The organism is Deinococcus aquiradiocola, assembly GCF_014646915.1.
GTDB lineage: Bacteria > Deinococcota > Deinococci > Deinococcales > Deinococcaceae > Deinococcus > Deinococcus aquiradiocola.
Map to the genome: position 1 here is coordinate 199,248 of NZ_BMOE01000006.1, position 14,352 is coordinate 213,599.

The 14,352-nt window shown below is 71.5% G+C and carries 11 protein-coding genes; 7 read left to right on the plus strand and 4 right to left on the minus strand.

Annotated elements, in window-relative coordinates:
• Positions 1 to 105: 105 nt before the first annotated feature.
• From IEY33_RS10870 to IEY33_RS10900, 7 genes are all read left to right on the plus strand, one after another.
• Positions 106 to 2,997: a bifunctional diguanylate cyclase/phosphodiesterase gene (locus tag IEY33_RS10870; RefSeq protein WP_188963288.1), complete on the plus strand. Its 2,892-nt coding sequence runs from the start codon at positions 106 to 108 to the stop codon at positions 2,995 to 2,997.
• Between the two features lie 712 nt (positions 2,998 to 3,709).
• Positions 3,710 to 4,681, plus strand: coding sequence for an ABC transporter substrate-binding protein (locus IEY33_RS10875; RefSeq protein WP_188963289.1), 972 nt, complete (start codon positions 3,710 to 3,712; stop codon positions 4,679 to 4,681).
• A gap of 88 nt (positions 4,682 to 4,769) precedes the next feature.
• The gene (locus tag IEY33_RS10880) at positions 4,770 to 5,732 is read left to right on the plus strand and encodes a sucrase ferredoxin (protein WP_188963290.1); all 963 of its coding nucleotides are present in this window, start codon (positions 4,770 to 4,772) and stop codon (positions 5,730 to 5,732) included.
• Positions 5,729 to 6,730, plus strand: coding sequence for a FecCD family ABC transporter permease (locus IEY33_RS10885; RefSeq protein WP_188963291.1), 1,002 nt, complete (start codon positions 5,729 to 5,731; stop codon positions 6,728 to 6,730). Before IEY33_RS10880 ends, IEY33_RS10885 begins: the two co-directional genes overlap by 4 nt.
• Positions 6,731 to 6,759: 29 nt before the next feature.
• The gene (locus IEY33_RS10890) at positions 6,760 to 7,704 is read left to right on the plus strand and encodes an ABC transporter substrate-binding protein (protein ID WP_188963292.1); all 945 of its coding nucleotides are present in this window, start codon (positions 6,760 to 6,762) and stop codon (positions 7,702 to 7,704) included.
• Positions 7,701 to 8,717, plus strand: a complete 1,017-nt coding sequence (locus IEY33_RS10895; RefSeq protein ID WP_373288051.1) for a FecCD family ABC transporter permease — start codon at positions 7,701 to 7,703, stop codon at positions 8,715 to 8,717. Before IEY33_RS10890 ends, IEY33_RS10895 begins: the two co-directional genes overlap by 4 nt.
• Positions 8,714 to 9,541 carry an ABC transporter ATP-binding protein gene (locus IEY33_RS10900; protein ID WP_188963293.1) on the plus strand — a complete coding sequence of 276 codons (828 nt, stop codon included), beginning with the start codon at positions 8,714 to 8,716 and terminating at the stop codon, positions 9,539 to 9,541. Before IEY33_RS10895 ends, IEY33_RS10900 begins: the two co-directional genes overlap by 4 nt.
• A gap of 276 nt (positions 9,542 to 9,817) precedes the next feature.
• Here IEY33_RS10900 and IEY33_RS10905 read toward each other — a convergent pair whose 3' ends face one another.
• From IEY33_RS10905 to IEY33_RS10920, 4 genes are all read right to left on the minus strand, one after another.
• Positions 9,818 to 10,225, minus strand: a complete 408-nt coding sequence (locus IEY33_RS10905) for an ArsR/SmtB family transcription factor (protein ID WP_229670941.1) — start codon at positions 10,223 to 10,225, stop codon at positions 9,818 to 9,820.
• Positions 10,225 to 11,154, minus strand: a complete 930-nt coding sequence (locus IEY33_RS10910) for a cation diffusion facilitator family transporter (RefSeq protein WP_188963295.1) — start codon at positions 11,152 to 11,154, stop codon at positions 10,225 to 10,227. The genes IEY33_RS10905 and IEY33_RS10910 overlap by 1 nt, the downstream gene beginning before the upstream one ends.
• Positions 11,155 to 11,167: 13 nt before the next feature.
• Positions 11,168 to 11,443, minus strand: coding sequence for a hypothetical protein (locus tag IEY33_RS19285; protein WP_229670942.1), 276 nt, complete (start codon positions 11,441 to 11,443; stop codon positions 11,168 to 11,170).
• A 328-nt stretch (positions 11,444 to 11,771) separates the two neighbouring features.
• Complete coding sequence (locus tag IEY33_RS10920) at positions 11,772 to 14,177, minus strand: heavy metal translocating P-type ATPase (RefSeq protein ID WP_188963296.1); 2,406 nt, start codon at positions 14,175 to 14,177, stop codon at positions 11,772 to 11,774.
• Between the last annotated feature and the right edge of the window lie 175 nt (positions 14,178 to 14,352).

Genomic DNA, 14,352 nt, shown 5'->3' on the forward strand with positions numbered 1-14,352 from the left:
CATGAACGTCTCCTGCGCGGCGAGGGCCGCCCTCGTCTCCCGGGTCGCCGGTACGAACGCTCCCGGCAGGGCGGTGTCCGGCACAGGACGGCAGGGAGGTGGGCGGTGATCGCGGCTGATCTCGCCCTGCTGGACGCGCTGTCGGACGCGGTGCTCAGCACGGACACGGCCGGCACCCTGACGGGGTTCAACCGTGCTGCGGCGACCCTGTACGGCCTGACGGGCGCGCATGTGGGGCAGCCGTTGTGGTCGCTCGTCACGCACCTGCACACCACGCCGGGCGGCGTGCCGGAGGAGACGCACCTGCGCCGGGACGGGCGGGTCCTGACAGTGCGGCGCACGGCCGTCCCGGTCCTGCAGGACGGGATCGTCGCCGGGCACCGTCACGTCGTGCAGGACTTCACGCGCGCCCGCGCCGAGACGGACACCATGCAGATGCTGCGCGGCGTGGCCGGGCACGCGAGCGATTCGATCATCCTGATCGACGTGCTCGGCCCGACGCCAGAGAGCATGATCGTCCGGTACGTGAATGCGGCGTTCACCGAACGGACAGGCATCCCGGCCGGGGAGATCGTGGGACGGCCGCTGCAGCTGTCACCGGACCTGACAGGCAATTCCGAACTGTGGCAGGCGTGTCAGTCGGCGCTGCGCGAACGGCAGAGCGTGACGCTGGACTTCCCGCGGCCGGCCGGACCGAAGGGGGACGCGCGCGTGCTGGAGATCCGCCTGATGCCGTTCGCGGACATGCCGGACCGCTGGATCGGCCTGATCCGGGACGTGACGGCGCAGCGCCGCATGGACGAGCGCCTGAAGATGATGGAGCAGTCGGTGAATCACGCGCAGGACGGCATCCTGCTGTGTGACCTGGACCTGCGGACGCGGGAGGCGTCGTGTATCTACGTCAATCCGTCGTTCACGCGCCTGACGGGCTTCGGGTCGCCGGAGGTGGTGGGACGCCACCCGATCTTCCTGATCGAGGCGACCATGACGCCCGCCGAACTGAGGGACGTCGCGGAGCGTGTGATGGCGGGAACCATCACCGCTCAGCGCATGCAGTTGCGTCGCCGGGACGGGCAGCTCATGTGGACGGACCTGACCTTCAGTGTCGTGAGCCGTTCGGGAAGCAGGACGACCTGGATGGTGATGCTGCGCGACGCGAACGCGGAGGTGTGGGCCGAGACGGTCGCGCTCGACACGCGCGCCGTGCTGGAGATGGCCGTGCAGGGACGCGCCTTCTCTGACGTGCTGGACGCCGTGTGCCGCATGGTGACGACGCAGGTGCAGGGGGCGAGTGCCGTGGTGGCCGCGCGGGTCGGAGAGGAGGTGATGGTGCTCGCGTCGGACGTCCGCTCGCGTGACCTGCTGAATCAGCTGCGGACGCTGGAGCCGTTCCGGACGGGCGCGGAGGGCGGCAGTATCGGCCTGGCGATGCAGCGCAACGCGCCGGTGATCGTGACCGAGATCCACGATTACCCCGGCCCGGTCCGGTACTGCGACGCCTTCCAGGCACTGGGCGTGCAGGGCATCTGGACGGTCCCGACGCACGGTCCGCACGAGCAGCCGACCGGTGCCATCGCGGTGTACGTCCCGGAGGGCCGAGCGCCGGGGGCCGAGGAACGCCGCCTGATCGGGGACGCGGCGCACCTCACGAGCCTGATCCTGGAGCGGGACCGCGCGCAGCGTGAACTGCAGCACCTGGCCCTGTTCGATCCGCTGACGGGCCTCCCGAACCGCTCGCAGTTCCAGGCGCTGCTGACGCAGGAGGTGCAGCGCGCGCAGCGCGACGGGCACCGCTTCGCGGTGGGCCTGCTGGACCTCGACCGCTTCAAGGGCATCAACGACACGCTCGGCCACGACGCCGGGGACGACCTGCTGCAACAGGTGGCGTCCCGCCTGCGTTCGATGTTCCGGGAGGAGGACGTGGTGGCCCGAATGGGCGGCGACGAGTTCACGCTGCTGCTGTCGTTCCACGGGGAGCGGGATCAGGTGAGGGCGGGCGCGGTCCGGCAGCTGCAGCGGATCTTCGAGTCGCCGTTCCTGCTCGGCGGCCGGGAGGTGTTCGTGCGCGGCAGTCTGGGCCTGGCACTGTATCCGGAGGACGCACTGACCGGCGTGGACCTGCTGCGGCAGGCGGACGTGGCGATGTATCAGGCGAAACGCAGCGGGCAGACGGTGACGCTGTTCGATGAGCGGGGCGGAGACAGCGTGACGGAGTTGCACCTCGAGGCGGACCTGTACCGCGCGCTGGACCGCGGTGAGTTGCGGGTGACGTATCAGCCGACCTTCAATGCCGCTTCGCGGCTGGTGGGTGCGGAGGCGCTGCTGTCGTGGCTGCATCCGGTGCAGGGCGTCGTGCCTCCGGCAGTGTTCATTCCCATGGCGGAGCACAGCGGTCTGATCGTGCAGATCGGGCGGTGGGTGCTGCGTGAGGCGACGCGGCAGCTCGCCCTGTGGCAGCGGCAGTACCCGCACCTGACGGTCAGCGTGAACCTCAGCGCGCGGCAGTTCCGGAACAATGACCTCGTCCAGGACGTTCAGGCGATCGTCGAGGAGAGCGGCATCCGGCCCGGCACGCTGGTGCTGGAGGTGACGGAGAGCCTGCTGATGGACGTGCCGGACGCGCAGGACGTCCTGATGCGCCTGCGGGAACTGGAGATCGAGCTGGACCTCGACGATTTCGGGACGGGGTACAGCAGCCTGTCGTACCTGCAGCGTTTCCCGTTCACGGGCCTGAAGATCGACCGGTCGTTCATGACGAATCTGGACCTCCATCCGGATGGGCGAGGCAGCACCGGGGAGAACATCGTGCGGTCCGTGGTGGCGCTCGCGCACAGCCTGCACCTGAGCGTCACGGCAGAAGGGGTGGAGACGCAGGCGCAGGCGGAGTTCCTGCGCGGGATCGGCTGTGAGGTGCTGCAGGGGTATCTGCTGGGTCGGCCGGTCGCACCGGAGGCGTTCCCGCTGGAGTTGCTGTCGGTGAACACACCGGTCCGCTGAGGGACGTGGGGCGTTTCGTGATGCACGGTGCGGGGAGGACCGTGCCGTGGAGACGGACGGGCGGGAGCGGGGCGGGGGGCCGGCGTGTGGGACCCAGTTGAGCTGATCCCGGATTGAGCCGAGCGCCAGGGGGACCGACAGCTCCGGTCTGGAGGATATGGATGCGTGCGGGCGTTCCCTCCTGCGGCGCGGTGCCGGTCATGGGTGCCCGTCTGCCCGGCGGGGGGGGCCGTCTTCTCCGGAACCGGACGGAGAGCGTATGAGACGGCAATTCATGAAGATCTGCCCCTTGAACGGACCCCGCTGCTGTGTTAATATTGAGTCACACGAGGTTCACAATGCACTCACAAATACTGTCCGGCCTGGTCCTGTTCAACCTCGTCTGCCTGCTCGCCTTCACGATCCTCTGCCTGAGGGCACCGCAGCTTCCCGAAGGTTTCGAGATCTAAGCACGCTCCACGTCACCACGAAACCAGCCGTGCGCCACGGTCACCTGCGGGGTCGACCGTGGCGCACGGCTGTCCGCTCTCTCCCGGCCGCACGTGAAGCCGCGGTGACTGCACCGGGGATGGCCGCACGGGCGTCTTCACCGGCGCCGGGTGGCGAAGAACGGGTGCCGGTGGCGGTTCCGGCGTTGCCGGAACCGCCTCGCCGTCCCGAGAGACGGACGCCAATACTTGACTATTCCGCTAGGTTTATTTAACTTGGCCGGGTGAATCGCTCCCTGCTCCTCACCGCCGCCCTGCTCAGCGGCCTCGGCGCCGCCCAGACCAGCCCGCGCCCCGCCGCCACCCTCACGGTCCAGCACGACGAGGGCAGCGCCCAGGTCCGCCGCGACCCCAGACGCGTCATCGTTCTCGACGAGGAAGCCCTCGGCTGGATCTACGCCCTGGGCGTCAGTGACCGCCTGGTGGGCCTCGGCAGCGCCGTCCTCACGCCCGCCGACCTCACCCCGGACGGCCACGTGAAACCCGAACGTATCCGGGGCACCTTCCTCGCCCGCGGCGACCTGAGCCACGCCACCTTCGTGGGCAACTGGACGCAGCCGAACCTCGAAACGATCCTGGCCCTGAAACCCGACCTGATCGTCCGCGCCACCTGGCAGGGCAACGGCAACTACCCGCAGCTCAGCCGCATCGCGCCCACCCTCGGGTACAGCGAACAGGACAGCGGCTACTGGCGCAAGGGCCTGCGCGACCTCGCCCGTATCTTCGGACGGCAGCAGCAGGCTGAGAACGTCATCCGGCAGGTCGCCGACACCAACCGCACGAACGGCCGCGCCCTGCAGGCTGCCGGCGTGTTCCGCAAGTACCCGAAGGCCGTGGTCGTCTCGCCCTTCAAGGGCGGCGGCACCTACCTGTACACCAAGACGCGCCTGATCGAGGACGTGCGCGCCCTCGGCTTCCGGGACGGCATGAAGTCCGACGCCAGCACGCTCGGCGTGGGCGGCGTCGTGAGCGACGAGGCACTCCTCGCCCTCCCGAAGGACACCCTGGTGATCGTGTTCCCACCCGGCGGGCAGTACAACGGCGCACAGGACTTCCTGAAGAGCGCCGTCGGCCAGCGCCTCAAGGACCAGACCGTGCTGTACACCCAGGAACCCAACAGCCCCTGGGCCGGTCCGCTCGTGTCCATCCGCGACAGCAGCGGCCTCACCAAAGTCATCCTGGAGAAGGTGAAGTGACCTGCTCCACCACAACCGGGACGCCGTCCTCACGGAGCGCCGCTGACGGCGGCACGGCGGCCCCGCGCGTGGCCAGGACGCCGGAGGCGTGACCCGCCTGCCGCTGTGCTCCGCGGAGTCGATCGCCGCGGGCGAGGACCCCATCGGGACCGCGCCGCACTGGGCGGAGGTGACGGTGCTGGAACTCGACGTCCCCGTCTGGGCGCGCGTGCGCGACGCGGACGCCTGGACGCCCGCGCAGCGGGACGTGTTCGCCGCGCTGCGCGAGCGGGTCGAGGCGAGCGGCGCGGGCTTCGGGCTGCTGATGAGTGCGCCCGTCACGCCCGGCGGGCCGCTGCGCGTGCGGCACTACACGCTGGCGGGCGGCGGCTACGTCCGGCAGGACTACCTGAGCACGTGGCCTCAGAGCGAGTGGGCGCGCGGTCTGCACGACACCCTGATCGACCCGGCGAACCTGCGGGACTGGGCGCGGCCGCCCGCCGTGCCCGGCCCGGACCTGCACGTCTGCACGCACGGCACGGTGGACGCCGCGTGCGGCCGAGCCGGGATTCCCGTGTACCGTGCGCTGCAGGACGCGGGCGTGCGCGCGTGGCGCACCGGGCACTTCGGCGGTCACCGCTTCGCCGCGACGGCCGTGGACCTGCCCGCTGGGCTGCTGTGGGCGCACCTGACGCCGGAACTGGCCGTGCAGGTCGCCCGGCGCGAGGTGCCGCCCGAGCACGCCGCACGGCACCTGCGTGGCTTCGCGGGCCTCCCGCCGCTCGCGCAGGTCCTCGACCGACACCTGCTGCTGCAGCACGGCTGGTCGTGGCTGGACCGCGAACGCCGCGCCACCCTGACCGCCGCCCCGGACGGCACGCGCGTCACCCTGCACGTCGGCGCACCGGGGGACGGGAGCGGTGACCCGGCCACCTACCGGGCAACCGTGACGGCCGCGCCGGACCTGCACCTGCGCGGCTCCAGCCACGACGCCGCCCGCTCGCGCGTGCCGCAGTATCGGCTCGGACCGGTCGAGCAGTTGCAGCCGGACGCCGCCAGGAGCGGCCCATGACCGCCGTGCGCCCGCGGGCGGCCGCGGCCCTGCTGCTGCCGCTCTCGGCCGCCGTCCTCCTGCTGTGCGTGCTGGTGTCGCTCGCGCTCGGAGCGAGCGACATTCCACTGCCGGAAGCGGCGCGCCTGCTGCTGCGCCCGGACGACAGCACGAACAGCCTCGTGATCCACACGCTGCGCCTGCCGCGCACCCTGGTCGCCGTCCTGGCGGGCGCCGCGCTCGGCGTGTCGGGCCTGCTGCTGCAGGGCGTGACCCGCAACCCGCTCGCCGACCCGGGCGTGCTGGGCGTCGAGGCGGGCGGCGCGCTCGCCCTGCTGATCATGGTGGTGTTCTACCCGGCCGCGCCCGCCGCGCTGTTCGTGCCCGCCGCGTTCCTGGGCGGCGTGCTGGCCGCCCTGGCCGCCTACGGCGCGGCGCGCACGGTGGGCGTGACCCCGCTGCGGCTCGCGCTGGCGGGCGTGGCGGTCGCGTCCCTGGCGGGGGCGGCCACGCGCACCGTGCAGCTCCTCTTCGAGGACCGCGCGCAGGGCGCCCTGTTCGCGCTGTCCGGCTCGCTCGCCGGGCGCACCTGGGCGCAGCTCGCGCAGATCGCGCCGTGGCTCGCGGGCGGCCTGCTGCTCGCCCTGCTGGTCGCCCCGCGCGTGAACGTCCTCACGCTCGGTGAGGACGTCGCCCGCAGCCTCGGCGCGCGGACCGGACGCGACCGGATGATCGTCACGTTCCTCGGCGTGCTGCTCGCCGCCGGGTCCGTCAGCGTGTGCGGCCCCATCGGCTTCATCGGCCTGATCGTCCCGCACGCCGCCCGCGCCCTGATCGGCGCGGACCACCGCCTGAGCGTCCCGCTCTCCGCGCTGCTCGGCGCGGCCTTCCTGACGCTCGCCGACACCGCCGCCCGCCTCATCGACCGGCCCGCCGAGACGCCGGTCGGGGTGCTGGTCGCGGCGGTCGGCGCGCCCTTCTTCGTCCTCGTCGCCCGCCGTGCCGGACGCCGCGACTGATCCCCTCACCCCCATCAAGGACTTCAACCATGCCCAGAAATTCCTCCCGCCTCGTTTCCGCCCTTCTCGTCGCGGCCCTCGGCAGCGTGACGGCCGCGGCCGTCACCGCGCAGACCGAGCGCGGCGCCCTGACCCTCCCCTCCCCCGCCCGCCGCGTCGTGGCGCTCGAATACTCCTTCGTGGACACCCTGCTCGCGCTGGGCGTGCGGCCCGTCGCGGCCGCGCTCGGCACGCAGGGCGGCGACCGAGGTGCGCCCCCGTACCTGCGCGGCAAGGTGAGCGGCATCCCGCAGGCCGGAAGCCGCGCTCAGCCGAGCCTGGAGACCATCGCGGCCGCCCGGCCGGACCTGATCCTCGCGGACGCCCTCATTCACAAGGACAGCGCCGCCAGCTTCTCGCGGCTCGCGCCGACCGGCGTGTTCGCCAGCCGCCGCGCGAACCTCGACGAACTGAACGACCAGACCCTGCAGATCGGGCGACTCGTGGGCCGCGAGGCTGCCGCCCGGCAGCTGCTCGCCGACCAGAAGAGCCTGATCCAGAAGGCCCGCGCCTTCACGAAGAAGAACGCGCCGACCTTCGTGGCGGGCGTCGTCACGCCCACCTCCTTCACGGTGCACACGCAGGGCAGCTTCGCGGGCAGCTTCCTCGAGGCGGTCGGGCGCCGCAACGCCGTGCCGGTCCGGGACGGCCAGACGCAGTACGAGACGAGCCTCGAAGGACTCGTGGCCCTCGACCCGCAGACGCTGGTGCTGTTCACCGCCCCCGACGAGAAGCCCATCACCGACACCTGGGCCAGGAACCCGCTGTGGCAGAAGCTGAGCGCCGTGCAGCGCGGCCGGGTGTACACCTTCGACCGGGACGACTGGACACGCGGGCGCGGCCCGACCGCCCTGAAACTGATGATCGCGCAGACCATTCAGAGCCGCTTCCTGCAGGACGCCGCGCCGAACGGCCCCTTCAAGTACCAGCCGTGACGGCGGCCCTCCCGGTCCGGCCCCGCTTCACGGCGCGGCGCGCCCTGTTGATCGGCGCGGCCCTGCTGGCCCTGTGCGCCGCGCTGGGCGTGCTGGCCCTCGGCCTGGGGGCCGTCCGCACTCCGGCCGGGGACGTGGTCCGGGTCCTGCTGGGCGGCGGGGACGCCCTGACGCGGCAGCTGGTGCTGGACCTGCGCGCGCCGCGCGTGGTGGTCGCGCTGCTGTGCGGCGCGATGTTCGCCGCGTCCGGCACGGTCATGCAGGGCGTGATCCGCAACCCGCTCGCGTCCCCGGACCTGATCGGCGTCGGGGCGGGCGCGGGCCTCGCCGCGACCGTGTTCCTGCTCGCGTGGCCCCAGGCGCCGGCGGGCGGTCTGCCGTGGGCGGCCCTGGCCGGCGCGTGGGGCGGCTTCGGGCTGGTATTGCTGCTCGCACGGGAAGGCGGCGGGCGACTGCACCCGGTGCGGCTCGCGCTGGTGGGCGTCGCGGTCGCTGCCGCGCTCGGAGCGGCGCAGCAGCTCGTGCTGGTGCGCGCGCCGGACGGCCTGAGCAGCGCCCTGACCTTCCTGACCGGCACCGTGTACGGCGCGGACGCGGACCGCGCCGTGCGCCTGCTGCCGTGGGCGGCCGTGCTGCTGCCCGCCGCGCTGATCCTGCACCGGACCCTCGACGTGCTGAGCCTCGGCGAGGACCTCGCCACCAGCCTCGGCACGCGCGTCCAGCCGTCCCGGCTCCTCGCGCTGGGCGTGGGCGTCGCGCTGGCGGGCGCCGCCGTGACCGGCGCGGGCATCCTCGGGTTCGTGGGCCTGCTCGCCCCGCACGTCGCGCGCCTCCTGGTGGGCGCCCGGCACGCCCGCACCATGCCGGTGTCCATGCTGCTCGGCGCGCTGCTCGTCCTGACGGCCGACACGCTCGGCCGCACCCTGCTCCCCCCGCTGGACGTCCCGGCCGGCCTGCTCACCACGCTGGTCGGCGCACCGTACTTCCTGTACCTTCTGAGGCGAACCCCATGACCGGCCCCCACCCCCAAGACCCCGCAGAAAGCGGACAGCCCTCGCCCCTCTCGACCCGCGACCTGCGGCTCGGGTACGGGCAGACCGTCATCATCCCCGACCTGAACCTGCACATTCCCGCCGGGCAGGTCACGTCCATCATCGGCCCGAACGGCTGCGGCAAGAGCACCCTGCTGCGCGCCCTCGCCCGCCTGCTCCCACCAGGGCGCGGGAGCGTCCTGCTGGACGGGCAGGCGCTGCACACCCTGCCCGCCCGCGACATCGCCCGCCGCCTCGCGATCCTCCCGCAGGGACCGGTCGCGCCGGAAGGCCTGAGCGTCGAGGAACTCGTGTGGTTCGGCCGCCACCCGCACCAGGGCCGCTTCCCGGTGCGCCGCCCCGAGGACCGCGCCGCCGTCGCGTGGGCGCTCGACCAGACCGGCATGCGCGTCTTCGCGGGCCGCACCCTCGACGACCTGAGCGGCGGGCAGCGGCAACGCGCGTGGATCGCCATGAGCCTCGCGCAGCAGACGGACATCCTGCTGCTCGACGAGCCGACCACGTACCTCGACCCGGCGCACCAGCTGGAGGTGCTGCACCTCGCGCAGCGCCTCAACCGCGAGCAGGGCAAGACCGTCGTGATGGTCCTGCACGACCTGAACCAGGCAGCCCGCTACAGCGACCACCTGATCGCCCTGAAAGGCGGCGAGATCTACGCGCACGGCCCGTCCACGGACGTGCTGACGCACGACATGCTGCGTGACGTGTTCGGCCTGAAGGCGCACCTGCTCAGCGACCCGGACACCGGGCGACCGCACGTCATTCCCTACGCCCTCACCCGCTGAACCGCGAGTCGCTTCAGGGCCGCCCGCTGAGGGTCACGACTCTTCCCACCCTGACGCACGGCGAGGGACTGGGGCATGCCGTTCTGGCCGCGTCTCATCCGGAACTGGTCCGATTCCAGGGATGACGGAAACAACGCCGACATCCCTTCTTGGGCAGAACGGACGCCCTGCAGGACGCCTGCCCGCTTCCATCTCCTCCAAACCGTACTTGTTGGTGCTCGCTTCGCTCGGCTGAACTCCAAACGTTCAGCTCAAAATCGTATCAGCCCGGTTCATTCACTCGCGGGCATGGTCAAGCGCACTGCCGATGAGGACCGTGACGTGCTGGTCGAGGAGGCGGTAGTACGCGATGCGGCCTTCCTTGCGGAAGGTGACGAGCCGGTGGGCGCGCAGCAGGCGCAGCTGGTGGCTGACGGCACTCTCGCTGATGCCGACCACGGCGGCGAGGTCGCAGACGCACAGTTCGCCGGTGTTCAGGGCGCTCAGCAGGCGCAGCCGGGTCGGGTCGGATACCGCCTTGAGGAGGGCGCTGGCCTGCTCCACCGACAGATCGTCCGGCATCGCCCGCCTGGCGTGCTGAACCGCCTCCGGATGAACGCAGCTCACCTCACAGGCGTCTTCTTGAGAAGCGAGAATCACGTCCCGAGGATAGCCGATGTCCGGGGCATCGTCGGGGACGCCCATCACACCACCTCGTCGGGAAGCAGGTCGCAGGGGACGCGGCCCTGTTCGGTCTGCACCGTGGCATGCTCCACGCCGAACCGCTCGTGCAGTTCGTGCCGCAGGTGCTGCAGCCCCTCGTCCGGCAGTCCGTCCGGGACCACCAGGTGCACCGTCAGCGCTGTCTCGGTGGTGCTCATGCCCCAGACGTGCAGGTCGTGCACGCCGGTCACGCCCGGCTGCGCCGTCAGGAACGCCTGCACCTCGTTCAGGTCGACGCCTTCCGGCACGGCGTCCAGCGCCAGATCCAGCGATTCGCGCAGCAGACCCCACGTGCCGTACAGGATCACGGCCGCCAGCGCGAGACTGACCACCGGGTCGAGCCAGTTCCAGCCGGTGAACAGGATCACGATGCCGGCCACCACCACGCCCGCCGACACCAGGGCGTCCGCGAACATGTGCTGGTACGCGCCGCGCAGGTTCAGGTCCCCCTTGCGTCCGGAGGCGAACAGGTACGCGGTGACGCCGTTGATGGCGATGCCGAGCGTCGCCACCCAGATGACCGTGCCGCCCGCGACCGGGGCGGGCTCGGCGAAGCGGTGGATCGCCTCCCAGATGATCACGCCCAGCGCGATCAGGAGCAGCACCGCGTTGGTCAGCGACGCCAGGATGCTGCTGCGCCGGAAGCCGTACGTGTGCCGCCGCGTGGGGCGGCGCCGTGCGGCGAGGTACGCCACCCAGGCCAGCAGCAGGCCCAGCACGTCGGAGGCGTTGTGCCCGGCGTCGGCCACCAGCGCCAGCGATTTCGCGAGGGTGCCGTACACCACCTCGAACAGCACGAAGAGGGTGTTCAGCAGGATCCCGATGATGAAGGCCCGCCCGAAATCAGCGGGGGCGTGCGAGTGGCCGTGCGAGTGCCCGGCGTGCGTGTGGGCCGTGTGGTCGTGAGTCATGGTGAGACCGCCTTCAGGTGCAGGCTTCGATCAGGTACAGCAGGACGAATCCCGCGAAGAAGGCGGCCGTGATCAGGGGCGTCTCCTTGACCTCGTGCGCCTCGGTGAGCAGTTCTTCCGTGACGAGGTACAGCAGGGCCGCCTCGATGACCGCGCCGCTCAGGCCCGTCACCGTCAGGACCGTGCGCCGCCGACCCGCGCCGGACTCCCCGAAACTGGAGGCCACCGACATGCCCAGGAACAGCAGTTCCAGCGTCAGCGCCACGGTCAGCAGGCCGTCGATGAACACGTCGATCCCCGCGGCGGCGATCAGGCCGCTCCCGCCCTTCCCGGCGTTCCAGGCCCTGCGCGAACTGCCGCACCGCGAGCAGCGCCAGCACCCCGAGCGCGAAGCCGATCACCATGCCGAGCGGCCGGTGTTCTCCGGTGATCTCCGGCAGCAGTTCCCCGGCCACCACGGCGAAGACCACGCCGGCCGCGAAGTGCTGCACGAAACTGTGCAGCTTCTCTCCCGGCACGCGGTCACCGGCGACCACGCCGCCCAGGATGGTGGCCGCCACCGGATTCAGGGTCAGCGAGAAGATCTGCGTCAGGGGCGCGCTCACGAACGACCCGGCTCACGCATGCACAGGCTCCCGGACGGCCCGGGCCGTCGCCGGCGCGCCCGTCCCGGGTGTCCACGCGAGCAGCCGCAGGGCGTTGGCGGTGACGATGGCGGTGGCGCCGGTGTCGGCCAGGACAGCCATCCAGAGGTTGGTGTACCCGAGCAGCGTGGTGATCAGGAAAATGGCCTTCAGGCCGAGGGCGAACGCGATGTTCAGGCGGATGTTGCTCATGGTGGCGCGCGACAGGCCGATCAGGTCCGGCACGCCCATCACCTGTTCACGCAGCAGGGCCGCGTCCGCCGTTTCGAGGGCCACGTCGGTGCCGCCGCCCATCGCGATGCCCACGTCCGACCGGGCGAGGGCGGGCGCGTCGTTGATGCCGTCGCCGACCATCGCCACGCGGCCGTGCGCGCGCAGGTCCGCGACGACGCGGAGTTTGTCCTCGGGCAGCAGTTCGGCCTGAACGTCCACCCCCAGCTCGGCGGCGATGGCCTGCCCGGTGCGGGCGTTGTCACCGGTCAGCATCACGGTCCGGACCCCCATGGCCTTCAGCTGGGCGACGGCGGTGCGGGCGTCGGCGCGGGCCTCGTCGCGCATGGCGATCACGCCCAGGACGGAGGGGCCGTCCATCAGCAGCACGGTCGTGCGGCCCTGCGCTTCGGACGTGTCGATCTGCGCCTGCACGGCGGCGTCCAGGGTGGTGCGGCTGGCCGCGTGACGCGGGGAGGAGACGCTCAGGACGCGGCCCTCGACGGTGGCGCTGACGGCCTTCCCCGGCAGGGCCTGGGCGTCCGTCGCCTCGGGGACCGGCAGCTGCTGCCGCCTGGCCTCGCGGGTGATCGCCCGCGCGAGCGGGTGGTCGCTGCCGGACTCCACCGCCGCCGCGAGCCGCAGCACCTCGGCCCGGTCCACCGTGACCCCGGTGACGTCCGTGACGCTCGGCCGGCCGGCCGTCAGGGTGCCGGTCTTGTCGAAGGCCACCGTCCTGACGCTGCCGAGGGTCTCGAGGGCCGCGCCGCCCTTGATCAGCAGGCCGCGGCGCGCTCCGGCACTGACGCCGCTGGTGATGGCCGCCGGGACGCTGAGGACCAGCGCGCACGGGCAGCCGATCAGCAGCAGGGCGATGCCCTTGTACAGCCACGTGTGCCACTCCCCGTTCAACAGGAGCGGGGGGAGGACGGCGACCAGGGTGGAGACGGCCACCACGCCCGGGGTGTACACGCGGCTGAACCGGTCGATGAAGCGGGCGGTCGGCGCCCTGCTCGCTTCGGCCTCCTCGACCATGTGAATGATCCGGGCGATGGTGTTGTCCGCGGCGGTTTTCTCGACCAGGACGGTCAGCACGCCGTCGGTGTTGATGCTGCCGGCGAAGACCTGATCGCCGACGGTCCTGAGCACCGGGACGCTCTCGCCGGTGACCGGGCTGTCGTCGAGGCTGGACGAGCCCTTCACGACGCGCCCGTCGGCCGGTACGCGTGCCCCGGGCCGGACCTGCACCCTGTCCCCGACCTGAAGGGATTCGGCCGGCACTTCACGCGTCTGCTTGCCTTCGAGCAGCAGCGCGGTCCTGGGGGCCAGCGCGGTCAGGGCCTGGATGCCCGCACGGGCCTTCCCTGCGGCGACGCCTTCGAGCAGCTCGCCGACGGCGAAGAAGAACACCACCACCGCGCCCTCGGCGGCCTGCCCGATCAGCACCGCGCCGATGGCGGCGAGGCTGACGAGCATGTTGATGCTGAACGGGTCGCCGAAGCGGGCGCTGGCGACGGCCTTCTTCAGCAGCGGCCAGGTGCCGAGCAGGGTGGCCGCGACGTACCCGTAGAGCGAGAACTTCGGCTCGATGAAGCTGAAGATGAAGGCGAGGGTCAGCAGCGCGCCGGACATCAGCACGAGTCGGCCCTGACTGCTGGCGTACCAGGGTCTGCGCGGAACGGGCGCAGCCTGGACGTCCGCCTGCGTGCCGGGGGTGACGAGGGGTGACGGCGTGTACCCCATCGCCTTCAGGTTTCCTTCGAGCGTGCTCCTGGGGGTCAGTGCCTCGTCCAGCGTGAGGGTGAGGGTCTGCCGGCTGAAGCTGGCCCGGATGTCGGCCGCTCCGGGCAGACCGCCCACCATGCCCTCGACCTTCCGGACGCAGGTGGCGCAGTCCATGCTCTCGACGAAGTAGTCGAGGGTGCTGGCAGAGACGGGCGTCGCCTGAACGAGCGGCGTCGGCGTGTAGCCCATGGATTTGAGGTTCTGTTCGAGCCGTTCGCGGGAGGTCTGCGCCTCGTCGAGGGTCAGTTTCAGGGTCTGCCGGGTGAAGCTGGTGTGGACCGAGGCCGTGCCGGGGAGCGTGCCGACCATCCGTTCGACCTTCTGGACGCAGCTGGCGCAGTCCATGTTCTCCACGAAGTATTCCAGTGAGGAGGAGGTCGGCATGACGTCAGTATATCTGAGCAAATGCTCAGGCGTAAAGGTGGAAGGTGCCGCAGATACCCTGTGCAGACGCGCCGAGCCCGGCATGAGATCACGCGGAGCTGAACGTCAGTGTTCAGCTCCGCGTGACGGGTCCAGCTCCGCAGGAGAGGACGCCTGTCCGCTTCCGGCGCCTCCA

Coding starts and splice junctions, on each gene's coding strand:
- IEY33_RS10905 (WP_229670941.1), bottom strand. CDS start 10,225: ATGGGCGTCCCCGACGATGCCCCGGACATCGGCTATCCTCGGGACGTG.
- IEY33_RS10890 (WP_188963292.1), top strand. CDS start 6,760: ATGCCCAGAAATTCCTCCCGCCTCGTTTCCGCCCTTCTCGTCGCGGCC.
- IEY33_RS10900 (WP_188963293.1), top strand. CDS start 8,714: ATGACCGGCCCCCACCCCCAAGACCCCGCAGAAAGCGGACAGCCCTCG.
- IEY33_RS10910 (WP_188963295.1), bottom strand. CDS start 11,154: ATGACTCACGACCACACGGCCCACACGCACGCCGGGCACTCGCACGGC.
- IEY33_RS10920 (WP_188963296.1), bottom strand. CDS start 14,177: ATGCCGACCTCCTCCTCACTGGAATACTTCGTGGAGAACATGGACTGC.
- IEY33_RS10885 (WP_188963291.1), top strand. CDS start 5,729: ATGACCGCCGTGCGCCCGCGGGCGGCCGCGGCCCTGCTGCTGCCGCTC.